This is a genomic window from Streptomyces sp. Pv4-95 (genome assembly GCF_045782725.1).
GTDB lineage: Bacteria > Actinomycetota > Actinomycetes > Streptomycetales > Streptomycetaceae > Streptomyces.
Genome location: NZ_CP127172.1, coordinates 6,042,050 through 6,064,419, shown reverse-complemented (window position 1 = coordinate 6,064,419; position 22,370 = coordinate 6,042,050). Strand labels below are relative to the sequence as shown.

General features: G+C 72.1%; 19 protein-coding genes. 11 read left to right on the top strand and 8 right to left on the bottom strand.

Annotated features, from left to right (window positions below; genetic code table 11):
• Window positions 1-21 precede the first annotated feature (21 nt).
• On the bottom strand, window positions 22-375 hold the full coding sequence (locus QOM21_RS26525) for an iron-sulfur cluster assembly accessory protein (protein ID WP_362614785.1): 354 nt from the start codon (window positions 373-375) through the stop codon (window positions 22-24).
• Window positions 376-723: 348 nt separating this feature from the next.
• Here QOM21_RS26525 and nadA point away from each other — a divergent pair, with 348 nt between their 5' ends.
• Window positions 724-1,914, top strand: coding sequence for a quinolinate synthase NadA (gene nadA, locus QOM21_RS26520; protein WP_407553527.1), 1,191 nt, complete (start codon window positions 724-726; stop codon window positions 1,912-1,914).
• 86 nt (window positions 1,915-2,000) lie between these two features.
• Here the strand turns inward: nadA and QOM21_RS26515 are convergent, their stop codons facing one another.
• The 5 genes from QOM21_RS26515 to QOM21_RS26495 all read right to left on the bottom strand — a co-directional run bounded on the left by QOM21_RS26515 (window position 2,001) and on the right by QOM21_RS26495 (window position 8,561).
• Window positions 2,001-5,168: an efflux RND transporter permease subunit gene (locus QOM21_RS26515; RefSeq protein ID WP_407553526.1), complete on the bottom strand. Its 3,168-nt coding sequence runs from the start codon at window positions 5,166-5,168 to the stop codon at window positions 2,001-2,003.
• Between the two features lie 211 nt (window positions 5,169-5,379).
• Window positions 5,380-6,066 carry a response regulator gene (locus QOM21_RS26510; RefSeq protein WP_393892211.1) on the bottom strand — a complete coding sequence of 229 codons (687 nt, stop codon included), beginning with the start codon at window positions 6,064-6,066 and terminating at the stop codon, window positions 5,380-5,382.
• Window positions 6,063-7,313, bottom strand: a complete 1,251-nt coding sequence (locus tag QOM21_RS26505; RefSeq protein WP_407553525.1) for a sensor histidine kinase — start codon at window positions 7,311-7,313, stop codon at window positions 6,063-6,065. Before QOM21_RS26505 ends, QOM21_RS26510 begins: the two co-directional genes overlap by 4 nt.
• A 115-nt stretch (window positions 7,314-7,428) precedes the next feature.
• Window positions 7,429-7,707 carry a PspA-associated protein PspAA gene (gene pspAA / locus QOM21_RS26500; protein ID WP_393892209.1) on the bottom strand — a complete coding sequence of 93 codons (279 nt, stop codon included), beginning with the start codon at window positions 7,705-7,707 and terminating at the stop codon, window positions 7,429-7,431.
• Between the two features lie 56 nt (window positions 7,708-7,763).
• Window positions 7,764-8,561 (bottom strand): PspA/IM30 family protein, encoded by a 798-nt coding sequence (locus tag QOM21_RS26495; protein WP_407553524.1) that lies wholly within the window; start codon window positions 8,559-8,561, stop codon window positions 7,764-7,766.
• Between the two features lie 296 nt (window positions 8,562-8,857).
• On the opposite strand from QOM21_RS26495, the gene QOM21_RS26490 reads away from it, so the two are divergent.
• Window positions 8,858-9,454: a DUF3043 domain-containing protein gene (locus QOM21_RS26490; RefSeq protein ID WP_407553523.1), complete on the top strand. Its 597-nt coding sequence runs from the start codon at window positions 8,858-8,860 to the stop codon at window positions 9,452-9,454.
• Between the two features lie 59 nt (window positions 9,455-9,513).
• Window positions 9,514-10,248 (top strand): methyltransferase domain-containing protein, encoded by a 735-nt coding sequence (locus QOM21_RS26485; RefSeq protein WP_407555830.1) that lies wholly within the window; start codon window positions 9,514-9,516, stop codon window positions 10,246-10,248.
• Window positions 10,249-10,351: 103 nt separating this feature from the next.
• Here QOM21_RS26485 and QOM21_RS26480 read toward each other — a convergent pair whose 3' ends face one another.
• Window positions 10,352-10,564, bottom strand: a complete 213-nt coding sequence (locus QOM21_RS26480) for a hypothetical protein (protein ID WP_407553522.1) — start codon at window positions 10,562-10,564, stop codon at window positions 10,352-10,354.
• A 160-nt stretch (window positions 10,565-10,724) separates the two neighbouring features.
• Here QOM21_RS26480 and QOM21_RS26475 point away from each other — a divergent pair, with 160 nt between their 5' ends.
• From QOM21_RS26475 to QOM21_RS26460, 4 genes are all read left to right on the top strand, one after another.
• Window positions 10,725-11,996, top strand: a complete 1,272-nt coding sequence (locus QOM21_RS26475; protein WP_407553521.1) for a bifunctional adenosylcobinamide kinase/adenosylcobinamide-phosphate guanylyltransferase — start codon at window positions 10,725-10,727, stop codon at window positions 11,994-11,996.
• Between the two features lie 62 nt (window positions 11,997-12,058).
• Complete coding sequence (locus QOM21_RS26470) at window positions 12,059-12,820, top strand: class I SAM-dependent methyltransferase (protein ID WP_407553520.1); 762 nt, start codon at window positions 12,059-12,061, stop codon at window positions 12,818-12,820.
• 182 nt (window positions 12,821-13,002) lie between these two features.
• Window positions 13,003-14,049: a nicotinate-nucleotide--dimethylbenzimidazole phosphoribosyltransferase gene (locus QOM21_RS26465; protein ID WP_407553519.1), complete on the top strand. Its 1,047-nt coding sequence runs from the start codon at window positions 13,003-13,005 to the stop codon at window positions 14,047-14,049.
• A 598-nt stretch (window positions 14,050-14,647) separates the two neighbouring features.
• Window positions 14,648-15,358, top strand: coding sequence for a hypothetical protein (locus QOM21_RS26460; protein WP_407553518.1), 711 nt, complete (start codon window positions 14,648-14,650; stop codon window positions 15,356-15,358).
• Here the strand turns inward: QOM21_RS26460 and QOM21_RS26455 are convergent.
• Window positions 15,333-16,070 carry a hypothetical protein gene (locus QOM21_RS26455; RefSeq protein ID WP_407553517.1) on the bottom strand — a complete coding sequence of 246 codons (738 nt, stop codon included), beginning with the start codon at window positions 16,068-16,070 and terminating at the stop codon, window positions 15,333-15,335. The two genes, QOM21_RS26460 and QOM21_RS26455, sit on opposite strands and share 26 nt — an antisense overlap.
• Window positions 16,071-16,139: 69 nt before the next feature.
• Here QOM21_RS26455 and QOM21_RS26450 point away from each other — a divergent pair, with 69 nt between their 5' ends.
• The 4 genes from QOM21_RS26450 to sucB all read left to right on the top strand — a co-directional run bounded on the left by QOM21_RS26450 (window position 16,140) and on the right by sucB (window position 22,257).
• Window positions 16,140-16,934: an adenosylcobinamide-GDP ribazoletransferase gene (locus tag QOM21_RS26450; RefSeq protein WP_407553516.1), complete on the top strand. Its 795-nt coding sequence runs from the start codon at window positions 16,140-16,142 to the stop codon at window positions 16,932-16,934.
• A 312-nt stretch (window positions 16,935-17,246) separates the two neighbouring features.
• Window positions 17,247-18,791: a leucyl aminopeptidase gene (locus tag QOM21_RS26445; protein WP_407553515.1), complete on the top strand. Its 1,545-nt coding sequence runs from the start codon at window positions 17,247-17,249 to the stop codon at window positions 18,789-18,791.
• Between the two features lie 299 nt (window positions 18,792-19,090).
• Window positions 19,091-20,479 (top strand): dihydrolipoyl dehydrogenase, encoded by a 1,389-nt coding sequence (gene lpdA / locus QOM21_RS26440; RefSeq protein ID WP_407553514.1) that lies wholly within the window; start codon window positions 19,091-19,093, stop codon window positions 20,477-20,479.
• 53 nt (window positions 20,480-20,532) lie between these two features.
• On the top strand, window positions 20,533-22,257 hold the full coding sequence (gene sucB / locus QOM21_RS26435; RefSeq protein WP_407553513.1) for a 2-oxoglutarate dehydrogenase, E2 component, dihydrolipoamide succinyltransferase: 1,725 nt from the start codon (window positions 20,533-20,535) through the stop codon (window positions 22,255-22,257).
• Window positions 22,258-22,370 lie beyond the last annotated feature (113 nt).

Here is a 22,370-nt window from a genome sequence, read left to right as displayed (position 1 = left end):
CGCTTTTCTTCCCGCTGACTCTTAGCTGAAGGAGTCGCCGCAGGCGCAGGAGCCGGTGGCGTTCGGGTTGTCGATCGTGAAGCCCTGCTTCTCGATGGTGTCCACGAAGTCGATCGAGGCACCACCCAGGTAGGGGGCGCTCATCCGGTCGGTGACGACCTTGACGCCGTCGAAGTCCTTCACGACGTCACCGTCGAGCGAGCGCTCGTCGAAGAAGAGCTGGTAGCGCAGTCCGGAGCAGCCACCGGGCTGAACAGCCACCCGCAGCGCGAGGTCGTCCCGCCCTTCCTGCTCCAGCAGGCCCTTCACCTTCGACGCGGCCGCGTCGGACAGGATGATGCCGTCGCTGACGGTGGTCTCGTCCTGAACGCTCATCTACATCTCTCCCGGGTTGTACGGACCGCTTGTCATCGGATGCAGAACTCTGCAACCAGAGACGTCCCGGATAAATTCCGGCTGGGCTCAACTTGTCGAGAAGCCTTCCGGACACTGCCCGCAAGGGTTCTCTCTTCATGCTCGCACACCGGCGCGCGGTTGACTGTGGCCGCCCGCACGAGCGGCGGGGCGGATGCGTCACATCGACACAATGGCCATCGTCAAAGTGACGTGAAGGAGCTATGATAGATAGCGTCAAATAGACGAAAAGGCTCCCGGTGTGCACGCACCGGCTCCACTGGTGTGCGGCTGCGCCGCGCTCATCGAAGAAAAGAGAGGGTGCGTGTCGTGACCACCGCCCAGCCCCTGGACGTCCAGCCGAGCCCGCTCGCGCTGCTTCTCCTCGGCCGCGAGGCCGACCCGAAGAGCGAGCGCGGCGTGGACTGCCCCGGCGACCTGCCGGCTCCGTCCGACCCCGACCTCGTCGAGCGCGCCCGCGCGGCCAAGGCGAAGCTCGGGGGCAAGGTCTTCATCCTCGGGCACCACTACCAGCGCGACGAGGTCATCGAGTTCGCCGATGTGACCGGCGACTCCTTCAAGCTCGCGCGGGACGCCGCCGCTCGGCCGGACGCCGAGTACATCGTCTTCTGCGGTGTGCACTTCATGGCGGAGTCCGCGGACATCCTCACCACCGACGACCAGCAGGTCGTCCTCCCCGACCTGGCCGCGGGCTGCTCGATGGCCGACATGGCCAACGCCGAGCAGGTCGCCGAGTGCTGGGACGTGCTGACCGAGGCCGGCATAGCCGAGCAGGTCGTGCCCGTGTCGTACATGAACTCCTCGGCCGACATCAAGGCGTTCACCGGCAAGCACGGCGGCACGATCTGCACCTCCTCCAACGCCAAGCGGGCTCTGGAGTGGGCGTTCGAGCAGGGGGACCCCTCGACGGGCAAGGTGCTCTTCCTGCCCGACCAGCACCTGGGCCGCAACACCGCCGTCCGCGACCTGGGCATGTCGCTGGAGGACTGCGTCGTCTACAACCCGCACAAGCCGGGCGGCGGGCTGACCGTCGAGCAGCTGCGGAACGCCAAGATGATCCTGTGGCGCGGGCACTGCTCGGTGCACGGCCGCTTCTCGCTGGAGTCGGTCGAGGACGTGCGGGCCCGGATCCCCGGCGTGAACGTCCTGGTGCACCCCGAGTGCAAGAACGAGGTCGTGGCGGCCGCGGACTTCGTCGGATCGACGGAGTACATCATCAAGGCCCTGGAGGCCGCGCCCGCCGGTTCGAAGTGGGCGATCGGCACCGAGCTGAACCTCGTCCGGCGGCTGGCGAACCGGTTCGCCGCGGAGGACAAGGAGATCGTCTTCCTCGACAAGACGGTCTGCTTCTGCTCGACCATGAACCGCATCGACCTGCCGCACCTGGTCTGGACGCTGGAGTCGCTGGCGGCCGGCAAGGTCGTCAACCGCATCGAGGTCGACAAGGAGACCGAGAGCTTCGCCAAGCTGGCGCTGGAGCGGATGCTGGCGCTGCCGTAGGCGTGCCGGAAGCCGAAGGGCCGGGCCCGCACCGTTGAGGTGCGGGCCCGGCCCTTTCGTGGTCGTGCAGGTGGCCCGAGGGGCGGTCAGACGCCCGCCGGCTCCGGGGTGCGGTCGTCCTTCCCGGCCGGGGCCGCGTCCGCGTTCCTGGCCGCCTTCTTCCTCGCGCGGCGCTCCTTGCGCAGCTCGATCATGGCGTAGAGCGTCGGGACGAGGAGCAGCGTCAGCAGCGTCGAGGTGATCAGACCGCCGATCACCACCACTGCGAGCGGCTGCGAGATGAAACCGCCGTCCCCGGTGATGGACAGCGCCATCGGCAGCAGCGCGCAGATCGTCGCGAGCGCCGTCATCAGGATCGGGCGGAGCCGGTGCCGGCCGCCCTCGATGACCGCCTCCACCACGCCGTGGCCCTGCGCCCGGTACTGGTTGATCAGGTCGATCAGCACGATGGCGTTGGTGACCACGATGCCGATCAGCATCAGCATGCCGATCATCGCCGGCACGCCCAGCGGGGTGCCGGTGGCGACCAGCAGGCCGATCGCGCCGGTCGCCGCGAAGGGGATCGAGACCAGCAGGATCAGCGGCTGCACCAGCGACTTGAAGGTCGCGACCAGCAGCATGAAGACGATCGCGATGGCCGCCAGCATGGCCAGTCCGAGCGAGGAGAACGCCTCGGTCTGGTCCTGCGAGACGCCACCGATCTCCGCGGTCGCGCCGTCCGGCAGGTCGAGCGCCTTGATCTCGCTCTGCAGCGCGGTGCTGACCGCGCCGGTGTTGTCACCGGTCGGCTTGGCGGTGATCGTCGCCGAGCGCGCGCCGTCGATCCGGGTCTTCTGGACGGGACCGGGGACGGTCCGCACGGTCGCGATCTCGCCGAGTTCGACCGGGCCGGCCGGCGTCGGGACGGCCAGGTTCCGCAACTCCGCCTCGGTGGTGGCCGGGTGGGCCGCCATGATGACGATGTCGCGCTCGGTGTCGTCCAGCAGCGCCTTGCCGCTGGTGGTACCGCGGACCGCCTGGGCGACCGCCGCGCCGAGGGTGGCCTGGTTGTAACCGGCCGCCGCGGCCTTGGCGTTGGCCTTGACGGAGATCCGCGGCACGCTCTGCGCCAGGTCGCTCTGCACGTCGGTGACGTCGTCGAGACCCGCGACGGCCTTGCGCACCTTCTCCGAGGCGGCCCGCAGGACGTCGGCGTCACCGGCCTTGACCACCACGCTCAGGTCCTGGCTGCCGAAGCCGCCGCCCGCGGTGACCGTGGTCTCGCCGATGTCCTTGCCGAGCTTGTCGAGCCCGGCCCGCAGGTCGTCGGAGACCTTGCCGGAGTCCGCGTCGGAGGCGAGCTTGAGCTGGTACGAGGCCTGGTTGGCGCCGGTGCCGCCGCCGAAGGCCGCCATGAAGCCGGAGGAGCCGACGGTGACCTGGTAGTCCTCGACGCCGTCGGTGCCGGCCAGCAGCTTCTCGACCTTCTTGGCCTGCGCGTCGGACGCGCCCAGGCTGGTGCCGGGCTTCAGCTCCTGCTTGACGGAGAGGGTGTCCTGGTCGCCCTGGTCGAAGAAGTTGGTCTTCAACAGCGGCCCCATGCCGAAGGTGCCGATGAGGATGACGACCGCGATCACCAGGCTGGTGACACGGCGGCGGGTGGCGAAGCGCAGCACCGGGACGTACATCCGCTGGAGCGGGCTGCGGGTCTCCTTCTCCTCGGCCGCGCGGCGCAGCTCCTCGGGGTCGGTGCCCTCGGGGATCTTCGGGGCGCGCAGGAACCAGTACGAGAGCACCGGCACGACCGTCAGCGACACGATCAGGGACGAGAGCAGCGCGACGGTGACGGTGAGCGAGAAGGAGCCGAAGAGGGCACCGACCATGCCGCCGACCACGCCGATGGGGAGGAAGACCGCGACGGTGGTGAGGGTGGAGGAGGTGATCGCTCCGGAGACCTCGCGGACGGCGGTGAGGATGGCCGAGCGGCGCTCCTCGCCGTAGCCCAGGTGCCGCTTGATGTTCTCCAGGACGACGATGGAGTCGTCGACGACGCGGCCGATGGCGATGGTCAGCGCGCCGAGGGTGAGCATGTTCAGGGAGAGGTCCTGGGTCCACAGGACGATCAGGGTGATGACGACGGAGAGCGGGATGGAGACCGCCGTCACCAGCGTGGAGCGCAGGCTCAGCAGGAAGACCAGGATCACGATCACGGCCATGATCAGGCCGAGCAGGCCCTCGGTGGTCAGCGACTCGATCGACTTGGAGACGGCCGGGCCCTGGTCGGAGACGACCGTGACGTCGGTGCCCTTGCCGAGGTCCTGACGGATCTGGGGCAGCTTGTCCTTGACCGCGTCGGAGATGGCGACGGCGCTGCCGTCCTGGTCCATCGTCACCATGACGGCGAGGCTGGGCTTGCCGTCGGTGCGGGTCAGCGAGGTCGGCGCCGCCGGCTTCTCCTTGACGCTCGCGACGTCACCCAGCCGGACCGGCTCGGCCGCGCCGCCCGGGGCCGCGGACCCACCCGCCGCCGGGCTCGGGGCGATCATGAGGTCCTGGATCTGGCGGACCGAGCTGAATCCCGCGCCGACCTGGACGGTCCTGCTCCGGCCGTCCTCGGCGAACGAGCCGGCCGGCACCGAGGTGCCGCCGGCCTCCAGCGCCTGGCCGAGGGCGGCGGCGCTCAGCCCGGAGGCGGCGAGCTTCTTGTCGTCGGGGGTGACCGCGACGATCCGGTCCTGCACGCCGTCCACGGTGACCTGGCCGACGCCGTCGATGTTCTTCAGGCCCGGGACGACGCTGCGGTCCAGCTGGTCGGCGAGCGTCTGCTGGTCCTTGGTGGTGGAGGAGACCGCGAGGACGACGGTGGGTATGTCGTCCGTGGAGCCGGCCACCACCTGCGGGTCGACGTCCTTCGGCAGCTGCGCACGGGCCCGGTTCACAGCCTGCTGGACATCGGCGACCAGGCGCTTGGAGTCGTTGCCGTAGTCGAACTGCGCCATGATGACGCCGGAGCCCTCGCTCGACGTCGAGGTGACGCTCTTGATGCCGTCGACCGCCTGGATGCCGTCCTCCAGCGGCTCGATCACCTGCTTCTCGACGACGTCGGGGGACGCGCCCTGGTACGGCGCAAGCACGGACACCATGGGGAGTTCGATGGAGGGCAGGAGCTGCTGCTTGAGCTGAGGTATCGCGATGGCGCCGAAGGCGATCGCCACGATCGACATCAGCGCTATCAGGCCCCGTTGTACGAGGCTGAGTCGGGACAGCCAGGACATGGGTGGCGTCTCTCTTCTGTTCTGAAAGGGTCGGCCGGGCGCGCCGGAGGACCGGGGCGCGGCGGCCTGCTCCGCCCCCGTCCGGGTCGCGTCCCCGGGGGCCTGCACCGGCCCACCTACACCATCGACCCTGGCAGGGCCACTTTCCCTCGCTCGCAGGTCGGTTTCGGGGCCGGGGTCGTACAGCGTTCGGAGTACGGGCCCCTCGCCCTCACTGCACCCTTGGGCGTACGAGTCCCGATTCGTACGCGATGACCACCAGCTGCGCCCGGTCCCGGGCCCCGAGTTTCGCCATCGCACGGTTCACATGCGTCTTGACGGTCAGCGGACTGACGGCCAGCTGCTCGGCGATCTCGTCGTTGGACAGCCCGCCGGCGACCAGGACCAGCACCTCCCGCTCGCGGCCGGTGAGCGTCGAGAGCCGCTCGGCGCCGCGGCCGCCGGGCCCGCCGTCGGCCGAACTGTCGCCCTGCGCGAGGAACTTGGCGATCAGCCCCTTGGTCGCGACCGGGGAGAGCAGCGCCTCGCCGGCCGCCGCGATCCGGATGGCGCTGAGCAGCTCGTCGGGCTCGGCGCCCTTGCCGAGGAAGCCGCTCGCACCGGCGCGCAGGGACTGCACCACGTAGTCGTCGACCTCGAAGGTGGTCAGGATGACCACCCGCACGCCGGTCAGCTTCGGGTCCTGGCTGATCATGCGGGTGGCGGCGAGGCCGTCCACGCCGGGCATCCGGATGTCCATCAGCACCACGTCGGGGACGCTGGACGCGGCCAGTTCGTACGCCTGGGCGCCGTCGGACGCCTCCCCGACCACCTCCATGTCGGGCTCGGAGTCGACGAGTATGCGGAACGCGCTGCGCAGCAGCGTCTGGTCGTCGGCGAGCAATACCTTGATCGTCATGCGGTCTCCCCCGTACGGACGGTCTGCAGCGGCAGGGTGACCCGCACCTGGAATCCCCCGTTGGCGCGCGGCCCGGTCACGACGGTGCCGCGGAGCGCGAAGACCCGCTCGCGCATTCCGATCAGTCCGTGGCCGCCGCCGTTCTCCTCCGGCCCGGCCGGCTCCGCGGCGGCGCCGTCGTCCAGGACGGTCACCGACAGCGCGGCGTCGGACCTGACGATGCGCACCGTCGCGCGGGCGCCTTCGCCGGCGTGCTTGTGGACGTTGGTCAGCGCCTCCTGGACCACCCGGTAGGCGGTGAGGTCGACGGAGGCGGGCAGGGCGTCGGGCGGCCGCGGAATCTCCAGTTCGACGGGGAGTCCGGCGCGGGTGAACCCCTCGACGAGCTGGTCCAGGACGCCGAGCCCCGGCGCCGGTTCGGTCGGCGCCTTCGGGTCGTCGGACTGGCGCAGCAGGCCGACCGTGGCGCGGAGTTCCTCCAGCGCCGAGCGGGACGCCTCGCGTACGTGCGCCAGCGCCTGCTTGGCCTGGTCGGGCCGGTTGTCCATGACGTGCGAGGCGACGCCGGCCTGCACGTTGACGAGCGCGATGTGGTGGGCGACGACGTCGTGCAGCTCGCGGGCGATGCGCATCCGTTCCTCGGCGACCCGGCGTCTGGCCTCCTCCTCACGCGTCCGCTCGGCCCGCTCGGCGCGCTCACGGATGGCGTTGATGTAGGCCCGGCGGCTGCGTACCGCGTCGCCCGCCGCCGCGGCCATGCCCGTCCAGGCGAAGATCCCCAGGTTCTCCTGCGCGTACCAGGGGCTCGCGCCGTAGAGCATCGCGGCGGCGGTCAGCCCGACGACGGTCAGCGCGCCGACCCGCCAGGTGGTGGGCCGGTCGGTGCGGGAGGCGAGGGTGAAGAGGGCGACCACGGCGGAGGCCGCCACGGGGGCCCGTGGATCGCTGGACTGCACGATGAGTTCGACGATGGTCAGCGACCCGGTGGCGGCGAGGACCGATCGCGGCAGCCGGCGGCGCAGCACCAGCGCGGAGCAGGCCAGGGCGGCCAGCACCACGGTCGTGGCCGACAGCTCGCGGGCGCCGAACCGCGGGCCGTGCGGGCCGTGCGGGTCGGCCACCGCGCCGCACAGGATCGCCGCGAAGACGCCCACCGCCAGCACGGCGTCGAACGCGAGCGGATGCGTCCGGTACCACGGGAAGCGGCCCGCGCGGGGCGCGTCCTGGCCGGGTTCGGGTGAGGTCACAAGAGCAAACGGTAGCGCCCCGGTCCCACGAGGGGGCCGGGGCGCTGTCGTTGTGCGCTGGAGTGGAAGGCGGCACACGGCCGGTACGGACCACGGGTCCGCGCCGGCCGGGCGCTCAGCCCGGGATCAGGCCGTCGTCGCTGAGCATCTCCCGGACTTCTTCGAGCGTCGCGTCCGGCGACGGCAGGATGAGTTCGGACGGCTCCAGGGCGTCGTCGGGCAGGGGGGTGCCCATCCGGCGCACCGCGTCCAGCAGGGCGCCGAGCGTCCGGCGGAAGCCGTCGTCGTCGCCGCTCTCCATCTCGGCGAGCAGCTCATCGTCCAGCTTGTTGAGCTCGGTGAAGTGGGCATCGTCCAGCTTCACCTGGCCCTCCCCCATGATCCGTACGATCACGACGGTCTCCCTTGGTCCGGTCCGACGATCCCTGCGAGGCTATCCGCCGCCGACCGTCACTGCTTGTCGAAACGCGGCTGGTCCTGCTGCTGCGACGGCTGGGCCTCGCCGCCCTGGCCCGGCTCGATGGCCTGCTTGCCGGCGGACGGGCCGCCCGCGAGCTCGGCCTTCATCCGCTGCAGTTCCAGCTCGACATCGGTGCCGCCGGACAGCCGGTCCAGCTCGGCGGTGATGTCGTCCTTGGCCATGCCGGTCGGGTCGTCCAGCGCCCCGGAGGCCAGCAGCTCGTCGATCGCGCCGGCCCGCGCCTGCATCTGCGCGGTCTTGTCCTCGGCACGCTCGATGGCCATGCCGACGTCGCCCATCTCCTCGGAGATGCCGGAGAATGCCTCGCCGATCCGGGTCTGGGCCTGGGCCGCGGTGTACGTGGCCTTGATGGTCTCCTTCTTCGTACGGAAGGCGTCGACCTTGGCCTGCAGCCGCTGCGCCGCGAGGGTGAGCTTCTCCTCCTCGCCCTGCAGCGTCTGGTGTTGCGCCTCCAGGTCGGTGACCTGCTGCTGCAGCGCGCTGCGACGGGAGAGCGCCTCGCGGGCGAGGTCCTCCCGGCCGAGCGCGAGCGCCTTGCGGCCCTGGTCCTCCAGCTTGGAGGACTGGCCCTGGAGCTGGTTGAGCTGCAGCTCCAGGCGCTTGCGGGAGGTCGCCACATCGGCGACACCGCGACGCACCTTCTGGAGCAGCTCCAGCTGCTTCTGATACGAGTAATCGAGGGTCTCGCGCGGATCCTCGGCCCGGTCCAGGGCCTTGTTGGCCTTCGCGCGGAAGATCATCCCCATCCGCTTCATGACACCGCTCATGGGCCTCGCGCGCCCCCTTCTGACCGAGTTTTACATCGGGCTTAGGCTCCAGCACATCTACAGACCCCACAGTACGGGCCTTGGTTCCATTACCGCACTGTTCGGACCCGGATGCGCTCCTCCTCCAGGACGATCAGGGAGTACGCCTTCTCCCGCCCAGGGAGTAGGAAGCGCCGGAGAACGGCCGTGGCGTCCGCTCCGTCCTGGTACGTCACCGGGCGCGGGGACGCGCCGTTGCCGGATCGTTCCCCGTCGGACGATGGCCCACACCCGCCGACCACGTACCCTTGGGTGTTGTGTTCCGAAGCCGTTCGAAGGATGAGCAGGCCGCGACCGCCAAGGTGACCGCGGACCAGCCCCAGCAGCCCCGCGACCCGCAGGCCCCCAAGGGGCGGCCGACGCCGAAGCGCAGCGACGCCCAGTCGCAGCGCCGCTCGCGTGCGCATACGCCGACCAACCGCAAGGAGGCGTCAAAGGCCCAGCGCGAGGCCCGACGTGCCGATATGGCCAAGCAGCGCGAGGCCATGGCCAGCGGTGACGAGCGCTATCTGCCGGTGCGCGACAAGGGACCGGTGCGCCGGTTCGCCCGCGACTTCGTCGACTCACGCTGGTGCGTCGCGGAGTTCTTCCTGCCGATGGCCGTGGTGATCCTGGTGCTCACCATGGTCCGCGTCCCGCAGATCCAGAACATCGCGCTGCTGCTCTGGCTCGTGATCATCGTGCTGATCGTGCTGGACTCGGTCGGCATCTGGTTCCGTCTGGGCAAGCAGCTCACCGCGCGCTTCCCGAACGAGAGCCAGAAGGGCGTCAAGGCCTACGCCGTCATGCGCACCCTCCAGATGCGTCGACTGCGGCTGCCGAAGCCGCAGGTCAAGCGCGGAGAGCGGCCCTGAGCCGGAGTCCGTCCGGGTTCCGAGGCGGGGCCGATGCCTGGCTCGGTGGCCTGGGCGGACTGCGCAACACCGTCCGTCAGGAGCTGGTGGCGCGCCAGCTGGAGGAGCAGATCTCCGCACGCTTCCCGGTGGGGCAGCGGCTGCGGGTGCTCGACGTGGGCCCGGGGCAGGGCACGCAGGCCCTGCGGCTGGCACGGGCCGGCCATCAGGTGACCGGACTGGAATCCGACCCGAAGATGCTCCGGGCCGCGCAGGAAGCGCTGGCCACGGAGCCGGCCGGAATCCAGGACCGGGTCCGGCTGATGGAGGGCGACGGCCGGGAGACCGGCGTGCACTTCCTGCCCGGCTCCTTCGACGTCGTGCTGTGCCACGGCGTCCTGATGTACGTACCGGACCCGGATCCGATGCTGGCGGGCCTCGCCCGGGTGCTGGCACCCGGCGGTCTGCTGTCCCTGGTCGTCCGCAACGCCGACGCGCTGGCGATGCGGCCCGGGCTGTCCGGCGACTGGGACACGGCGCTTGCGGCCTTCGACTCGCCCGCCTACACCAACCGCCTCGGGCTGCCGGTGCGCGCCGACCGGCTGGACGCGCTGCGCGCCACGCTCGCGGGGAGCGGCGCTCCGCTGCACACCTGGTACGGCGTCCGGGTCCTCACCGATCTCGCGGTGGACGCCACCACCCCGGAGTCCGCCGACGAGTGGCGGAAGCTGCTGGCCGCGGAGGACCGTGCGGGCCGCACGGACCCCTACCGCGCGGTCGCCGCGCTGCTGCACCTGTGCGGCGTCCGCGGCTGACGGCCCCGGCCGGCCGGCTCTGACGACGACAATCTGACGACGACAAGGGGCGCCCGCAGGCCGTAAGGCCGGCGGGCGCCCCTTGGTCGATCGGCTCGCGGACTCAGTCCGCGTCGGCGTGCAGACTCATCGGGGCCGTGTAGATCTCCGTACCGTCCTCGAAAAGCCTGACCTGGTCCACCCCGCCGTCGAGCAGGGCTTTCCACTCCTCACCGACCCAGGACTCCGCGTCCCCCTGCGTGGTGAACTCCTCCGGCTCCACCGCGGGCGCCATCTCCGTACCGTCCGCCTTCTCGAACCGCCACGTCCACGCCATGTCCGCCTCCTGGATCCCACCGAGTACGTGTCTGTGCCACCGCGGACCGCGGGCCTGCCGCGGCCGTGATGTCGTGCTTTCGTGCTGATCCGCAGCCTAACGGCCGTGTCGAGAGGTCCCCCCGCGCGCCCGGGCGGCACGGACGCGAGAAACTCGGCAGGTGGAACTGACTCTCCTTGGCACCGGAGCCCCGCAGGGGCTGCCGCGCCCCGGCTGCCCGTGCGCCGCCTGTGCCACCGCCGTCGGCGGCGAGGCGCGGGCGGCGACCGCGCTGCTCATCGACGGCGCGCTGCTCATCGACCTGACGCCGGGCCCCGCCTTCGCGGCCGCCCGGGCCGGCCAGTCGCTGGCCGGGGTACGGCAGGTGCTGCTCTCGCACCCGCACGACGGGCCGGCGCTTGAGGTGCCTGCCGGGTTGCCGCAGCCCGGCCGGGTCGCGGACGGGCGGGAGCTGGCGCTGCTCGACGGACACCGGGTACGGGCCATCGCCGTGGACATTCCCGGCACCGGCTACGAGGTGGGCGGCTCCGGCGGGGAGCGGCTGCTGTATCTGCCCCCGGGCGCCGCACCGGCCGGGCTCGGCGGGGAGAACCGGGGCGGCGGCTACGAGGGCATGGGCGGCAGCGGCCCGTACGACCTGGTGCTGCTGGACGTGCTGGAGCGGCCGGACGCCCTGGCCCGGCTGCGCGCGAGCGGAGCGGTGGACGCGGCGACCGATGTGGTCGCGGTGCACATCGACCACGGTGTGCCGCCGGGCCCCGAGCTGCACCGCAGGCTGGCGGCGGCGGGCGCCCGCGCGGTGCCGGACGGCAGCTCGCTGGTGGTCGGCGAGTATCACGCCGTGCCCGATCTGCCGCGCCGCACCCTGGTGCTGGGCGGCGCGCGCAGCGGTAAGTCGGCGGAGGCCGAACGGCGGCTGGCGACCTTCCCCGAGGTGCTGTACGTGGCCACCGGCGGCACCCGGGAGGGCGATACGGAGTGGGCGCAGCGGGTGTCGCTGCACCGCGAGCGGCGCCCCGCCGGCTGGCGTACGGAGGAGACCTGCGATCTGGTGCCGCTGCTCGCGGACACCGGCCCCGGCGCCGACCCGGGCACCGGCCGGCCCGCGGATGCCTCGCCGCTGCTCATCGACTGCCTCGCGCTGTGGCTGACGCATGCCATGGACGAGGTCGGGGCGTGGGACGACGAGACATGGGAGGCCGGTGGCCGGCGCGCCCTGCGGGAGCGGACCGACGCCTTGGTCGCGGCTCTCCGGGCCACCCGGCGCCCGGTGGTGGCGGTGAGCAACGAGGTGGGTTCCGGGGTGGTCCCGGCCACCCCGGCGGGCCGCCGCTTCCGCGATGAACTCGGAAGGCTGAACGCCACGTTCGGCGCCGAGTGCGAGCAGCTGCTGCTGGTCGTCGCGGGCCAGGCGCTTGCGCTGCGTGGATGACAGGGCGCGGGAGCGGCCCGTGTCCGCTTGCCCGGGGGCGCCGCGGCGGGTGCCCTTGACCCGTGACCGAATCCGAATCGCCCACGACCGTACCGCCGGCTGCGGCGGGCCGCGCGGCAGCCGGTGTCCGCATCGTGCGGGAGCCGCGGTGCGCCACCGGCGCGGACAGGGGTGGCGGCGGGTCGCGGTCCCCCGGGCCGCGGGAGCGGTGTTTCGATGCGGCGGTCCTGGCCTACGTGGCGCGCTCTCCGCAGGCGACGGTGGTCGCGCTCGGCGAGGGGCTGGGCACCGGCTTCTGGCGCTTGGACAACGGGCTGCTGACCTGGCTGACGGTGCAGCCGCCGGCGACCGCCGCGATGCGCCGGATGCTGCTGCCGGACGGCCCCCGGTGGCGTACGGTCCCGTGCGCCGTGACCGATCACCGGTGGCTGGACGCGGTGCCGCGGCCGGATCGCGGGGTCGTCGTCGTGGCGCCGGGGGTGCTGACGCGGATGCCGCCGTCCGCGGTGCGGGCGTTGCTCGCGGCCTGCGCGGAGCGGTTTCCCGGTGGTGCGCTGGTCCTTGACGTACTGCCACGGCGCGTCACCGCGCTGACCCGGTGGTGTGCCGGGCTGTCGGACGGCCGGTCGCCGGCTTCCCGGTGGGGCCTCGACCGGGCCGGCCTGGCACGGATGGCCAGTGCCCATCCCGGCATCGCCGAGGTGCGCGAAATCCCTTTGTTGCGCCAGTGGTTGACGAGGTCCGAGGGATGGTGGCGGACCCGGCTGCCGGGCGTGCGCGCAGTGGCTCCCCTGGTGGTCGAGGTGCGGTTCGCGGCCCGGTAGCGGCGGGCACGGCCCAAGGGCGGGCGGAGATCCGGTGGATCGCCGGGAGGCCGACGGGCCGCACCGATGAGGCCGGCCGGCCGCGCGGGTGGGACAGGCAGCCGGGACGGGCAGGCCGGCAGGTGGGGCCGGCCGGTACCGGGCCGCCTCGCCGGCGGCGCGATGCCGGTAATCTGCGCCCAATGAGCGCCCTGAACCTCGATGACTTCGCCCAATTGATCGAGCGCCCCGACGGCGGCGTGCGCCGTGACGCCGAGGAGCGCCGGGCCCGGCTTGCGGTGCCGCCGGGTGCGCTCGGCCGCCTCGACGAGCTGGGCGAGTGGCTGGCCGCCGCCCAGCACCAGGTGCCGGTGCGGCCCGTCGCACAGCCGCGGGTGCTGCTGTTCGCCGGCGACCACGGGGTCGCGAAGCTCGGCGTCTCGGCCCGTGAGGCCGGCACCGCGAAGGACCTGGTGCGCGCCGTGCTGGACGGCGCGAGCCCGGCCGCCGTGCTGGCGCGCGGGGCCGGGGTGCCGGTGCGCGTGGTGGACATGGCGGTGGACTGCGACGCCGACGAGCTGCCCGCGGAGGTCTCCCGCCACCGGGTGCGCCGCGGATCCGGCCGGATCGACGTCGAGGACGCGCTGACCGCGGAGGAGGCCGAGGCGGCGTTCCGGGCCGGTATGGCCATCGCGGACGAGGAGGCGGACGCCGGCACCGATGTGGTGGTGCTCGGCGATCTCAGCGTGGGCGGGACGACCGCCGCGAGCACGCTGATCGCGGCGCTGTGCGGGACCGACGCCTCGGTCGTCACGGGGCGCGGCGGTGCGCCGATCGACGACCTTGCCTGGATGCGCAAGTGCGCGGCGATCCGCGACGCGCTGCGCCGGGCCCGGCCGGTGCTCGGCGATCAGCTGGAGCTGCTGGCCACGGTCGGCGGCGCGGACCTGACGGCGATGACGGGCTTCCTGCTGCAGAGCGCGGTGCGCCACACGCCGGTGATCCTGGACGGTGTGGTCGGCGCGGCCTGCGCGCTGGTCGCGCAGCGGGTGGCGTTCCGGGCGCCGGACTGGTGGGTGGCCGGGCAGACGAGCGGTGAGCCCGCCCAGGGCAAGGCGCTGGACCGGATCGCGCTCAACCCCCTGCTCGACCACGGCGTCACTGCCGGGGAGGGGACGGGGGCGCTGCTGGCCCTGCCATTGGTGCGGGCAGCGGCGGCTCTGGCGGCGGAACTGCCCGTACGCGACTGAGCACGACCGGCCGGTAGCGGCCGGCACCACGGGCCGGAGCGGTCACACATCGGGACCGCTCCGGCCCCGTCAGTGGCATCCCCATAAGATCGCTCTTCATGGGAGATGTCGCTTGAGTCCGGATGATGACCGCCCTGCGGGCCCCTGGTGGCGGCGCGGCGCCGTGCGCACCGCGGCGCCGATGATGCGACGGAACGCTCCCCCGGCGGCGGCCACGGACGCCGGTGAAGCAGGCGGCACGACGCACACCGGCCGCGGCACGACGCCGGAGCGGGCGGGCGCAAGAGGCGCAGATCACCCGGATCCCACTGAACTCCGTGATGTCACCTTCCGTCTTCGTTCGCGGATCGCGATTCGACGCGGGCCCGGTGCGGTGCCGGTGGCGCGCGCCGCTCAGCCTCTCCTCCCGGCGGTGGCAGATGGAATCGCTCTCCCGCACCCCTGCGAAATACCGCCCGCCACGGGAACCGCGGGCCATGCTCGTCGCCATGCGCACCCCTTCGCCGCGTACCGGGGCCGTCTCCGCCCCGGCGCCGGGCTGCCCGGCGGCACCGGGCCCGCCGACGGGGCGGCTCCGCGGGCACCGGAAGAACCCGAGATGAGCGAGCCGGCCCTGCGTCGCGCCGCGCGTGCGGAGTGGGGACCGCTGCTGCGGACCGTGCGGTCCGCGCTGGCCGCGCGGAAGCTGCGCGCGATCGCGATGACGCTCACCGCGGTGTGCCTGACGCTGGCCTTCCAGTTCGTGCAGAACCAGTCGTGGGGCTACCGGCCGATCCAGAACATCGGGTCGGTGCAGGCCGACGAGCACCTGTGGCTGGCCCTGCTGCGGACGCCCCTGTCGCTGTTCGTTCCCGCGCTGGACCTGCCGGTCTGGGGCGCACTGGCGCAGATACTGGTGGTCTTCGGGATCGCCGAGATCTGTCTGGGCCGGTGGCGGACGCTGGCCGTCGCCTACACCGCGACGCTCGCCGGGACGATGTACGCCCGGCTCGGCCTCTGGGCCGGCGCGGACAGCCCCTTCGGCCTGCCGGACTCGGACGCCTACGTCATCGACACCGGCCCGTCGGCGGCCGTGGTGGGCCTGGCCGTCTTCGTGTGCTGGCACCACCGCGCCTGGCTGTCCTGCGCCCTGGTGTCGGCCGCGATGGTCATCGAGGTGGTGTTCATCAAGAACAACCTGGCCGGCAAGGAGCATGTCGCTGCCGTGCTGGTGGTGCTGGTGGTGTGCGCGGTGGGAGAGCTGCGGGTTTTCGGCCGGCGCGGCCCGGACGGTGCGCGTCGCGTCAGCGGCTCGGGGCGCCCCCGATGAGGTACTCGATCCTGCGGCGGACCGAGTTCCAGCGCAGGTCGTGGCGGTAGGCGCGCACCGTCGCGCGCGCCCGTGCCCTGGGCCGGTCGCGGTAGAGGCGTTTGGCCCAGGGCGAGTTGGGCCGGGCCAGCCGGACGGCACCGAAGAGGGCCACGAAGGGGACGAACGTCCCGACGACGGCCATCCGGGCCTTGCCCTTGACCAGCGCGATCAGCACGAAGAAGAAGTTGGCACCCACCGTCCGCACCACGTGGAGGCGGTCGCTGGTCTCGTCCGGGCTCAGCTCGTTGACGCCGAACGGCAGGAAGCCGCAGAGGATCAGCCCGGCCAGGGCGGCGGTGAGGAAGACGATCTCCACGCTCTTGGTGCCCGCCTCGCTCCAGTACACGTCGTCCAGGTGCAGGATCAGCGCGAACTCGTCCAGGACCAGGCCGACCCCCATACCGAAGAGCACCGCCGCGACACCGGAACCGAAACCGCGCCTGCCCCCGGCGAGGGCGATGAAGCCGCCGACGACCATGAGGATCACCCCGGGGACGACGTGGTGGATGTGCACCCCGCCGGGGGTGACGTTGCGGAAGGGTCCCTTGCCCGCGCGGATGAGGCGGGTGATGGCGCGGGTGACGAGGAAGGTGAGCACGAAGGAGCCGAGGGCGAGGAGGAGCGGCAGCTTCCCGGGTTCGACGATGTTGCGGAACCACCAGTGATCCATCCCACATGCTCCCCATTTGTCGCGTAGAGGCCAATTTAGCGCCGGAGGGGGCCGGGATAGCCTGCGCCGGTGAGCGACACCCCCGAGCCCCCGGCCCCCTCCGACGCCCTGCGGTTCGCCTTCGGGACGCTGACCGCGCTGCCGGTGCACCTCACCCGTTGGGACCGACCGACCGCCCGCGGCGGGATGCTCTGCGCACCCCTGGCCGGTCTGGTCGTCGGCGTGGCCGCGGCCGCGTTCGGCGGTGCGCTGCTCCTGCTGGGCGGCGGCCCGCTGCTCGCCGCCGTCGGCACCGCAGCGGTCCCCGCCGCCCTCACCCGGGGCCTCCACCTGGACGGGCTCGCCGACACCGTCGACGGCCTGGGCAGCGGCAAACCGGCCGAGGACGCGCTGCGCATCATGAAGCAGTCCGATATCGGCCCCTTCGGGGTGATCACCCTGCTGTTCGTCCTGCTGGCCCAAGTGGCCGCGCTGGGCGAGCTGTACGCGCAGAGCTGGGGGCGCGGGGTGCTGGCGGCCGTCACCGCGGCGATGACCGCGCGCTGCGCCCTGACGCTCGCCTCCCGCACGGGGGTTCCGGCCGCCCGCCCCGAGGGCTTGGGCGCCGCGGTCGCGGGCACCGTACCGGCCGGCGCCGCGCTGCTCTGCGCCGCACTGGTGACGGCCCTGTGCGCGGCCGGCGGCGCCGCTTTCGGCCCGTACGGCGCACTGCACGCCGGCCTTGCCGTACTGCTCGGCCTCGGACTGTCCGAACTGCTGCTCCGGCATTGCCGGCGGCGGTTCGGCGGGGTGACCGGCGATGTGTTCGGCGCGCTCGCGGAGTGCGCGGGACTGACGGCCCTGATCGCGCTCTCGCTCGGCTGAGCCGACCGCGTCACCGCGCGGACCCACCCGGTCCGCACTGACGTCACGTCACCGCCGTGTGGCACACCTCTCATTCGGTGCGGCCGGCCCACCGCCCCGACCCTTCGGGCCAATGCGGCGTAATCGCCACAAAGCGCCCAACTCCCCTTTGCCGGTGGCCGGTTCGGCAGGGGGCGGGTGGGGGCCGTCAACGCCGCGTGGCAGGCCGGCGCGACATCGGGCGGCGCCATGCGGCACCTCCGAGCGTAGGCTCGGCCGCAGCAGCGCCCTGGGCGCGAACGGATTCCCGGACGGAACAGGACCTTCATCACCGTGACTGCACTGACCCTCAGTACTTCCTCCGCCGCAACGTTGCGTGCGGACGCCGTCGTCGTCGGCGTGGCCAAGGGCGCCAAGGGCGTCGTTGCGGCCCCCGGCGCGGAGACCGTGGACAAGGCATTCGGCGGCAAGCTCGCCGCCGTGCTGGAGACCCTCGGCGCGAGTGGTGCCGAGGGCGAGGTGACCAAGCTGCCGGCCGCCGACGGCCTCAAGGCTCCGGTCGTGCTGGCGGTCGGTCTCGGCGAGGCACCGGCCAAGGGCGACGGTTACGGCAACGAGACGCTGCGGCGCGCCGCGGGCAGCGCCGCCCGCGCGCTGGCGGGCACCAAGAAGGCCGCCTTCGCCCTGCCGGTGGAGGACGCCGAAGCGGCCGCCGCGGTCGGCGAGGGCGCGCTGCTGGGCGCGTACACCTTCACCGCGTACCGCAGCAGCGGCGCGCAGGGCGGCAAGAGCGGCAAGGGCGCCGACAACGGCAGGTCGGCGCCGCTCGGCGAGGCCACGATCGTCGGCGCCAAGCCGCGCGACAAGGAGTTCAAGGCCGCGGTCGAGCGCGCCCAGGCGCTGGCCGCGGAGATCAACCGCGCCCGCGACCTGATCAACATGCCCTCCAACGACCTCGACCCCAAGGCGTTCGCGGCGCAGGCGCAGGCCGCCGGCAAGGAGTTCGGCCTCAAGGTCGAGGTGCTGGACGAGAAGGCGCTCAAGAAGGGCGGCTACGGCGGTCTGATGGGCGTCGGCCAGGGCTCCCAGTCGCCGCCGCGGCTGGTCCGGATCGCGTACACCCACGCCAAGGCCAAGAAGACCCTGGCGCTGGTGGGCAAGGGCATCACCTACGACTCGGGCGGCATCTCGCTCAAGCCCGCCGGTCACAACGAGACGATGAAGTGCGACATGAGCGGCGCGGCCGCGGTGTTCGCCGCCGTCGTGACCGCCGCGAAGCTGGGCCTTGAGGTGAATGTCACCGGCTGGCTGGCGCTCGCCGAGAACATGCCGTCCGGCTCCGCCACCCGCCCCGGCGACGTGCTCAGCATGTACAGCGGCAAGACGGTCGAGGTGCTCAACACCGACGCCGAGGGCCGGCTGGTGCTGGCCGACGCGCTGACCCGCGCCTCGGAGGAGTCGCCGGACGCGATCGTGGACGTCGCCACGCTGACCGGCGCGATGGTGCTCGCCCTGGGCAACCGCACCTTCGGGATCATGGGCAACGACGACGCTTTCCGCACCTCGATCCACGAGATCGCGGAAGAGGTCGGCGAGCAGTCCTGGCCCATGCCGATGCCGTCGGAGCTGCGCAAGGGCATGGACTCACCGATCGCCGACATCGCCAACATGGGTGAGCGGATGGGCGGCGGCCTGGTCGCCGGACTCTTCCTGAAGGAGTTCGTCGGCGAGGGCATCACCTGGGCGCACCTCGACATCGCGGGCCCGGCCTTCCACGAGGGCGCGCCCTGGGGCTACACCCCCAAGGGCGGCACCGGCTCCGCGGTGCGCACCCTGGTGCGCCTGGCCGAGCGCACCGCGGCGGGCGACCTCGGCTGACCCTTTCCCCTCTCGCCTGATTTGTCCGTACGGCCCCGGACTCACCGTCCGGGGCCGTCGGTGTGCGTTCGCTGTCAACGAAATCCGCACGCCCGTACGCACCAGTAACCCCCTGAGGCGGCTGTTCCGCCGCCCCCGGGCCCGGCCCGCCGTCCCGCCTTCGCGGAACAAGTGCGAAGATGGGTTCTCGGCAGGACAGGGCCCCCCTTACCCAGGGCCGAAGTTAAAGCGGCCGAACAACAGCCGCCGTCCGGTCATTGGAGACCGGCTCCGGCGTACCCATGCATGGAGGACGTGACGTGGCGAACGACGCCAGCACCGTTTTCGACCTAGTGATCCTCGGAGGCGGTAGCGGTGGTTACGCCGCTGCCCTGCGCGGGGCGCAGCTGGGCCTGGACGTCGCCCTGATCGAGAAGGGCAAGGTCGGCGGTACCTGCCTGCACAACGGATGCATCCCCACCAAGGCTCTGCTGCACGCCGGCGAGATCGCCGACCAGGCTCGCGACAGTGAGCAGTTCGGCATCAAGGCCACCTTCGAGGGCGTTGACATCGAGGCGGTCCACAAGTACAAGGACGAGGTCATCTCGGGCCTGTACAAGGGCCTGCAGGGTCTGATCGCCTCCCGCAAGGTGACCTACATCGAGGGTGAGGGACGTCTCTCCTCCCCCACCTCCGTCGACGTCGACGGCCGCCGCGTCGAGGGCCGGCACGTCCTGCTGGCGACCGGCTCCGTGCCGAAGTCGCTGCCGGGCCTGGAGATCGACGGCGACCGCATCATCTCCTCGGACCACGCGCTGAAGCTCAACCGCGTGCCGAAGTCCGCGATCGTGCTGGGCGGCGGCGTCATCGGCGTCGAGTTCGCCTCCGCGTGGAAGTCCTTCGGCACCGACATCACCGTCGTCGAGGGCCTCAAGCACCTCGTCCCGGTCGAGGACGAGAACAGCTCCAAGCTGCTGGAGCGCGCGTTCCGCAAGCGCGGCATCAAGTTCAACCTCGGCACCTTCTTCGAGAAGGCCGAGTACACCGCCGACGGCGTCAAGGTGACCCTCGCCGACGGCAAGACCTTCGAGGCCGAGGTGCTCCTGGTCGCGATCGGCCGCGGGCCGGTCTCGGCGGGCCTGGGCTACGAGGAGCAGGGCGTCGCGATGGACCGCGGCTACGTCCTGGTCGACGAGTACATGCAGACCAACGTGCCGACCATCTCGGCCGTCGGTGACCTCGTCCCCACCCTCCAGCTCGCCCACGTCGGCTTCGCCGAGGGCATGCTGGTGGCCGAGCGGCTGGCCGGTCTCAAGACCGTGCCGATCGACTACGACGGCGTGCCGCGCGTCACGTACTGCCACCCCGAGGTCGCTTCGGTGGGTATCACCGAGGCCAAGGCCAAGGAGCTGTACGGCGCCGACAAGGTCGTCGCACTCAAGTACAACCTCGCAGGCAACGGCAAGAGCCGGATCCTGAAGACCTCGGGCGAGATCAAGCTCGTCCAGGTCAAGGATGGCGCCGTGGTCGGCGTCCACATGGTCGGTGACCGTATGGGCGAGCAGGTCGGTGAGGCCCAGCTGGTCTACAACTGGGAGGCCCTGCCGGCCGAGGTTGCGCAGCTCGTTCACGCGCACCCCACGCAGAACGAGGCACTCGGTGAGGCCCACCTGGCCCTGGCCGGCAAGCCTCTCCACTCCCACGACTGACCCCAGTCCCGGGCGCGACCACATCCGCACATTCGATAGGAGCAACTGAAACCATGGCGGTTTCCGTAACCCTGCCGGCGCTCGGCGAGAGCGTCACCGAGGGCACCGTCACCCGCTGGCTCAAGGCCGAGGGTGAGCGCGTAGAGGCCGACGAGCCGTTGCTCGAGGTGTCGACCGACAAGGTCGACACCGAGATCCCGGCCCCGGCCGCCGGCGTCCTGTCCTCCATCAAGGTGGCCGAGGACGAGACCGTGGAGGTCGGCGCCGAGCTGGCCCTCATCGACGACGGCACCGGTGCGCCGGCCGAGGAGCCGGCTCCGGCCGCCGCCGAGGCCCCGGCCGCCCAGCCGCAGCCCGAGCCCACCCCGGCGCCGGCCGCCGAGGCCCCGGCCCCGGCCGCCGCCCCCGCCGGTGGTGCCCAGGGCACCGATGTCGTGCTCCCCGCACTGGGCGAGAGCGTCACCGAGGGCACCGTCACCCGCTGGCTGAAGGAGGTCGGCGAGGAGGTCTCGGCCGACGAGCCGCTGCTGGAGGTCTCCACCGACAAGGTCGACACCGAGATCCCCGCGCCGGCCTCCGGCACGCTGCTGGAGATCGTGGTCGGCGAGGACGAGACCGCCGAGGTCGGCGCCAAGCTCGCCGTCATCGGTTCGGCCGACCAGGCCGCCGCCCCGGCCGCCCAGCCGGAGCCCACCCCGGCCCCGGCCGCGCAGCCCGAGCCCACCCCGGCTCCGGCGCCCGCTCCGGCTCCCGAGGCCAAGGCCGCTCCGGCGCCCGCCCCGGCGCCGGCTCCCGCGCCCGCCCCGGCCGCTCCGGCCCCGGTCACCCCGGCTCCGGCCGCGGGTGAGGCCGAAGGCGCGTACGTCACTCCGCTGGTGCGCAAGCTCGCCGCGGAGACCGGCGTGGACCTCGCCGCGGTCAAGGGCACCGGTGTCGGTGGCCGCATCCGCAAGCAGGACGTCATCGCCGCCGCGGAGGCCGCCAAGGCCGCCGCCCCGGCCGCTGCCGCTCCGGCCGCCGCCAAGGCGGGCGCCCCGGCCATCGAGGCGTCGCCGCTGCGCGGTCAGACCGTCAAGATGCCGCGGATGCGCAAGGTCATCGGCGACAACATGATGAAGGCCCTGCACGGCCAGGCTCAGCTGACCTCCGTGGTCGAGGTGGACATCACCGCGATCATGCGGATGCGCAACAAGGCCAAGGACGGGTTCGCGCAGCGTGAGGGCGTCAAGCTCTCGCCGATGCCGTTCTTCGTCAAGGCCGCGGTCCAGGCGCTGAAGGCCCACCCGGTCGTCAACGCCCGGATCAACGAGGACGAGGGCACCATCACCTACTTCGACACCGAGAACGTCGGTATCGCGGTGGACGCGGAGAAGGGCCTGATGACCCCGGTCATCAAGGACGCAGGTGACCTCAACATCGCCGGTATCGCCCGCAAGACGGCGGACCTGGCGGGCAAGGTCCGCGCGAACAAGATCACGCCGGACGAGCTGTCCGGTGCGACCTTCACCATCAGCAACACCGGTTCGCGCGGTGCCCTGTTCGACACCGTCATCGTGCCCCCGAACCAGGTCGGCATCCTGGGTATCGGTGCGACCGTCAAGCGCCCGGTGGTCCTCAACCACCCGGACCTCGGCGAGACCATCGCGGTGCGCGACATGACCTACCTCGCGCTCTCCTACGACCACCGTCTGGTGGACGGCGCCGACGCCGCCCGCTACCTGACCACGGTCAAGCAGATCCTGGAGGCCGCCGAGTTCGAGACCGAGATCGGTCTCTGAGTCCGGCAGGCACGCGCCAGGTGTGCCAAGGGTCGGCCCCGGTTCATTCGAGCCGGGGCCGGCCCCTTTGCGTTTCCCGGATAATGGCCCCCTGCTCACCCCACGCTCTGAAG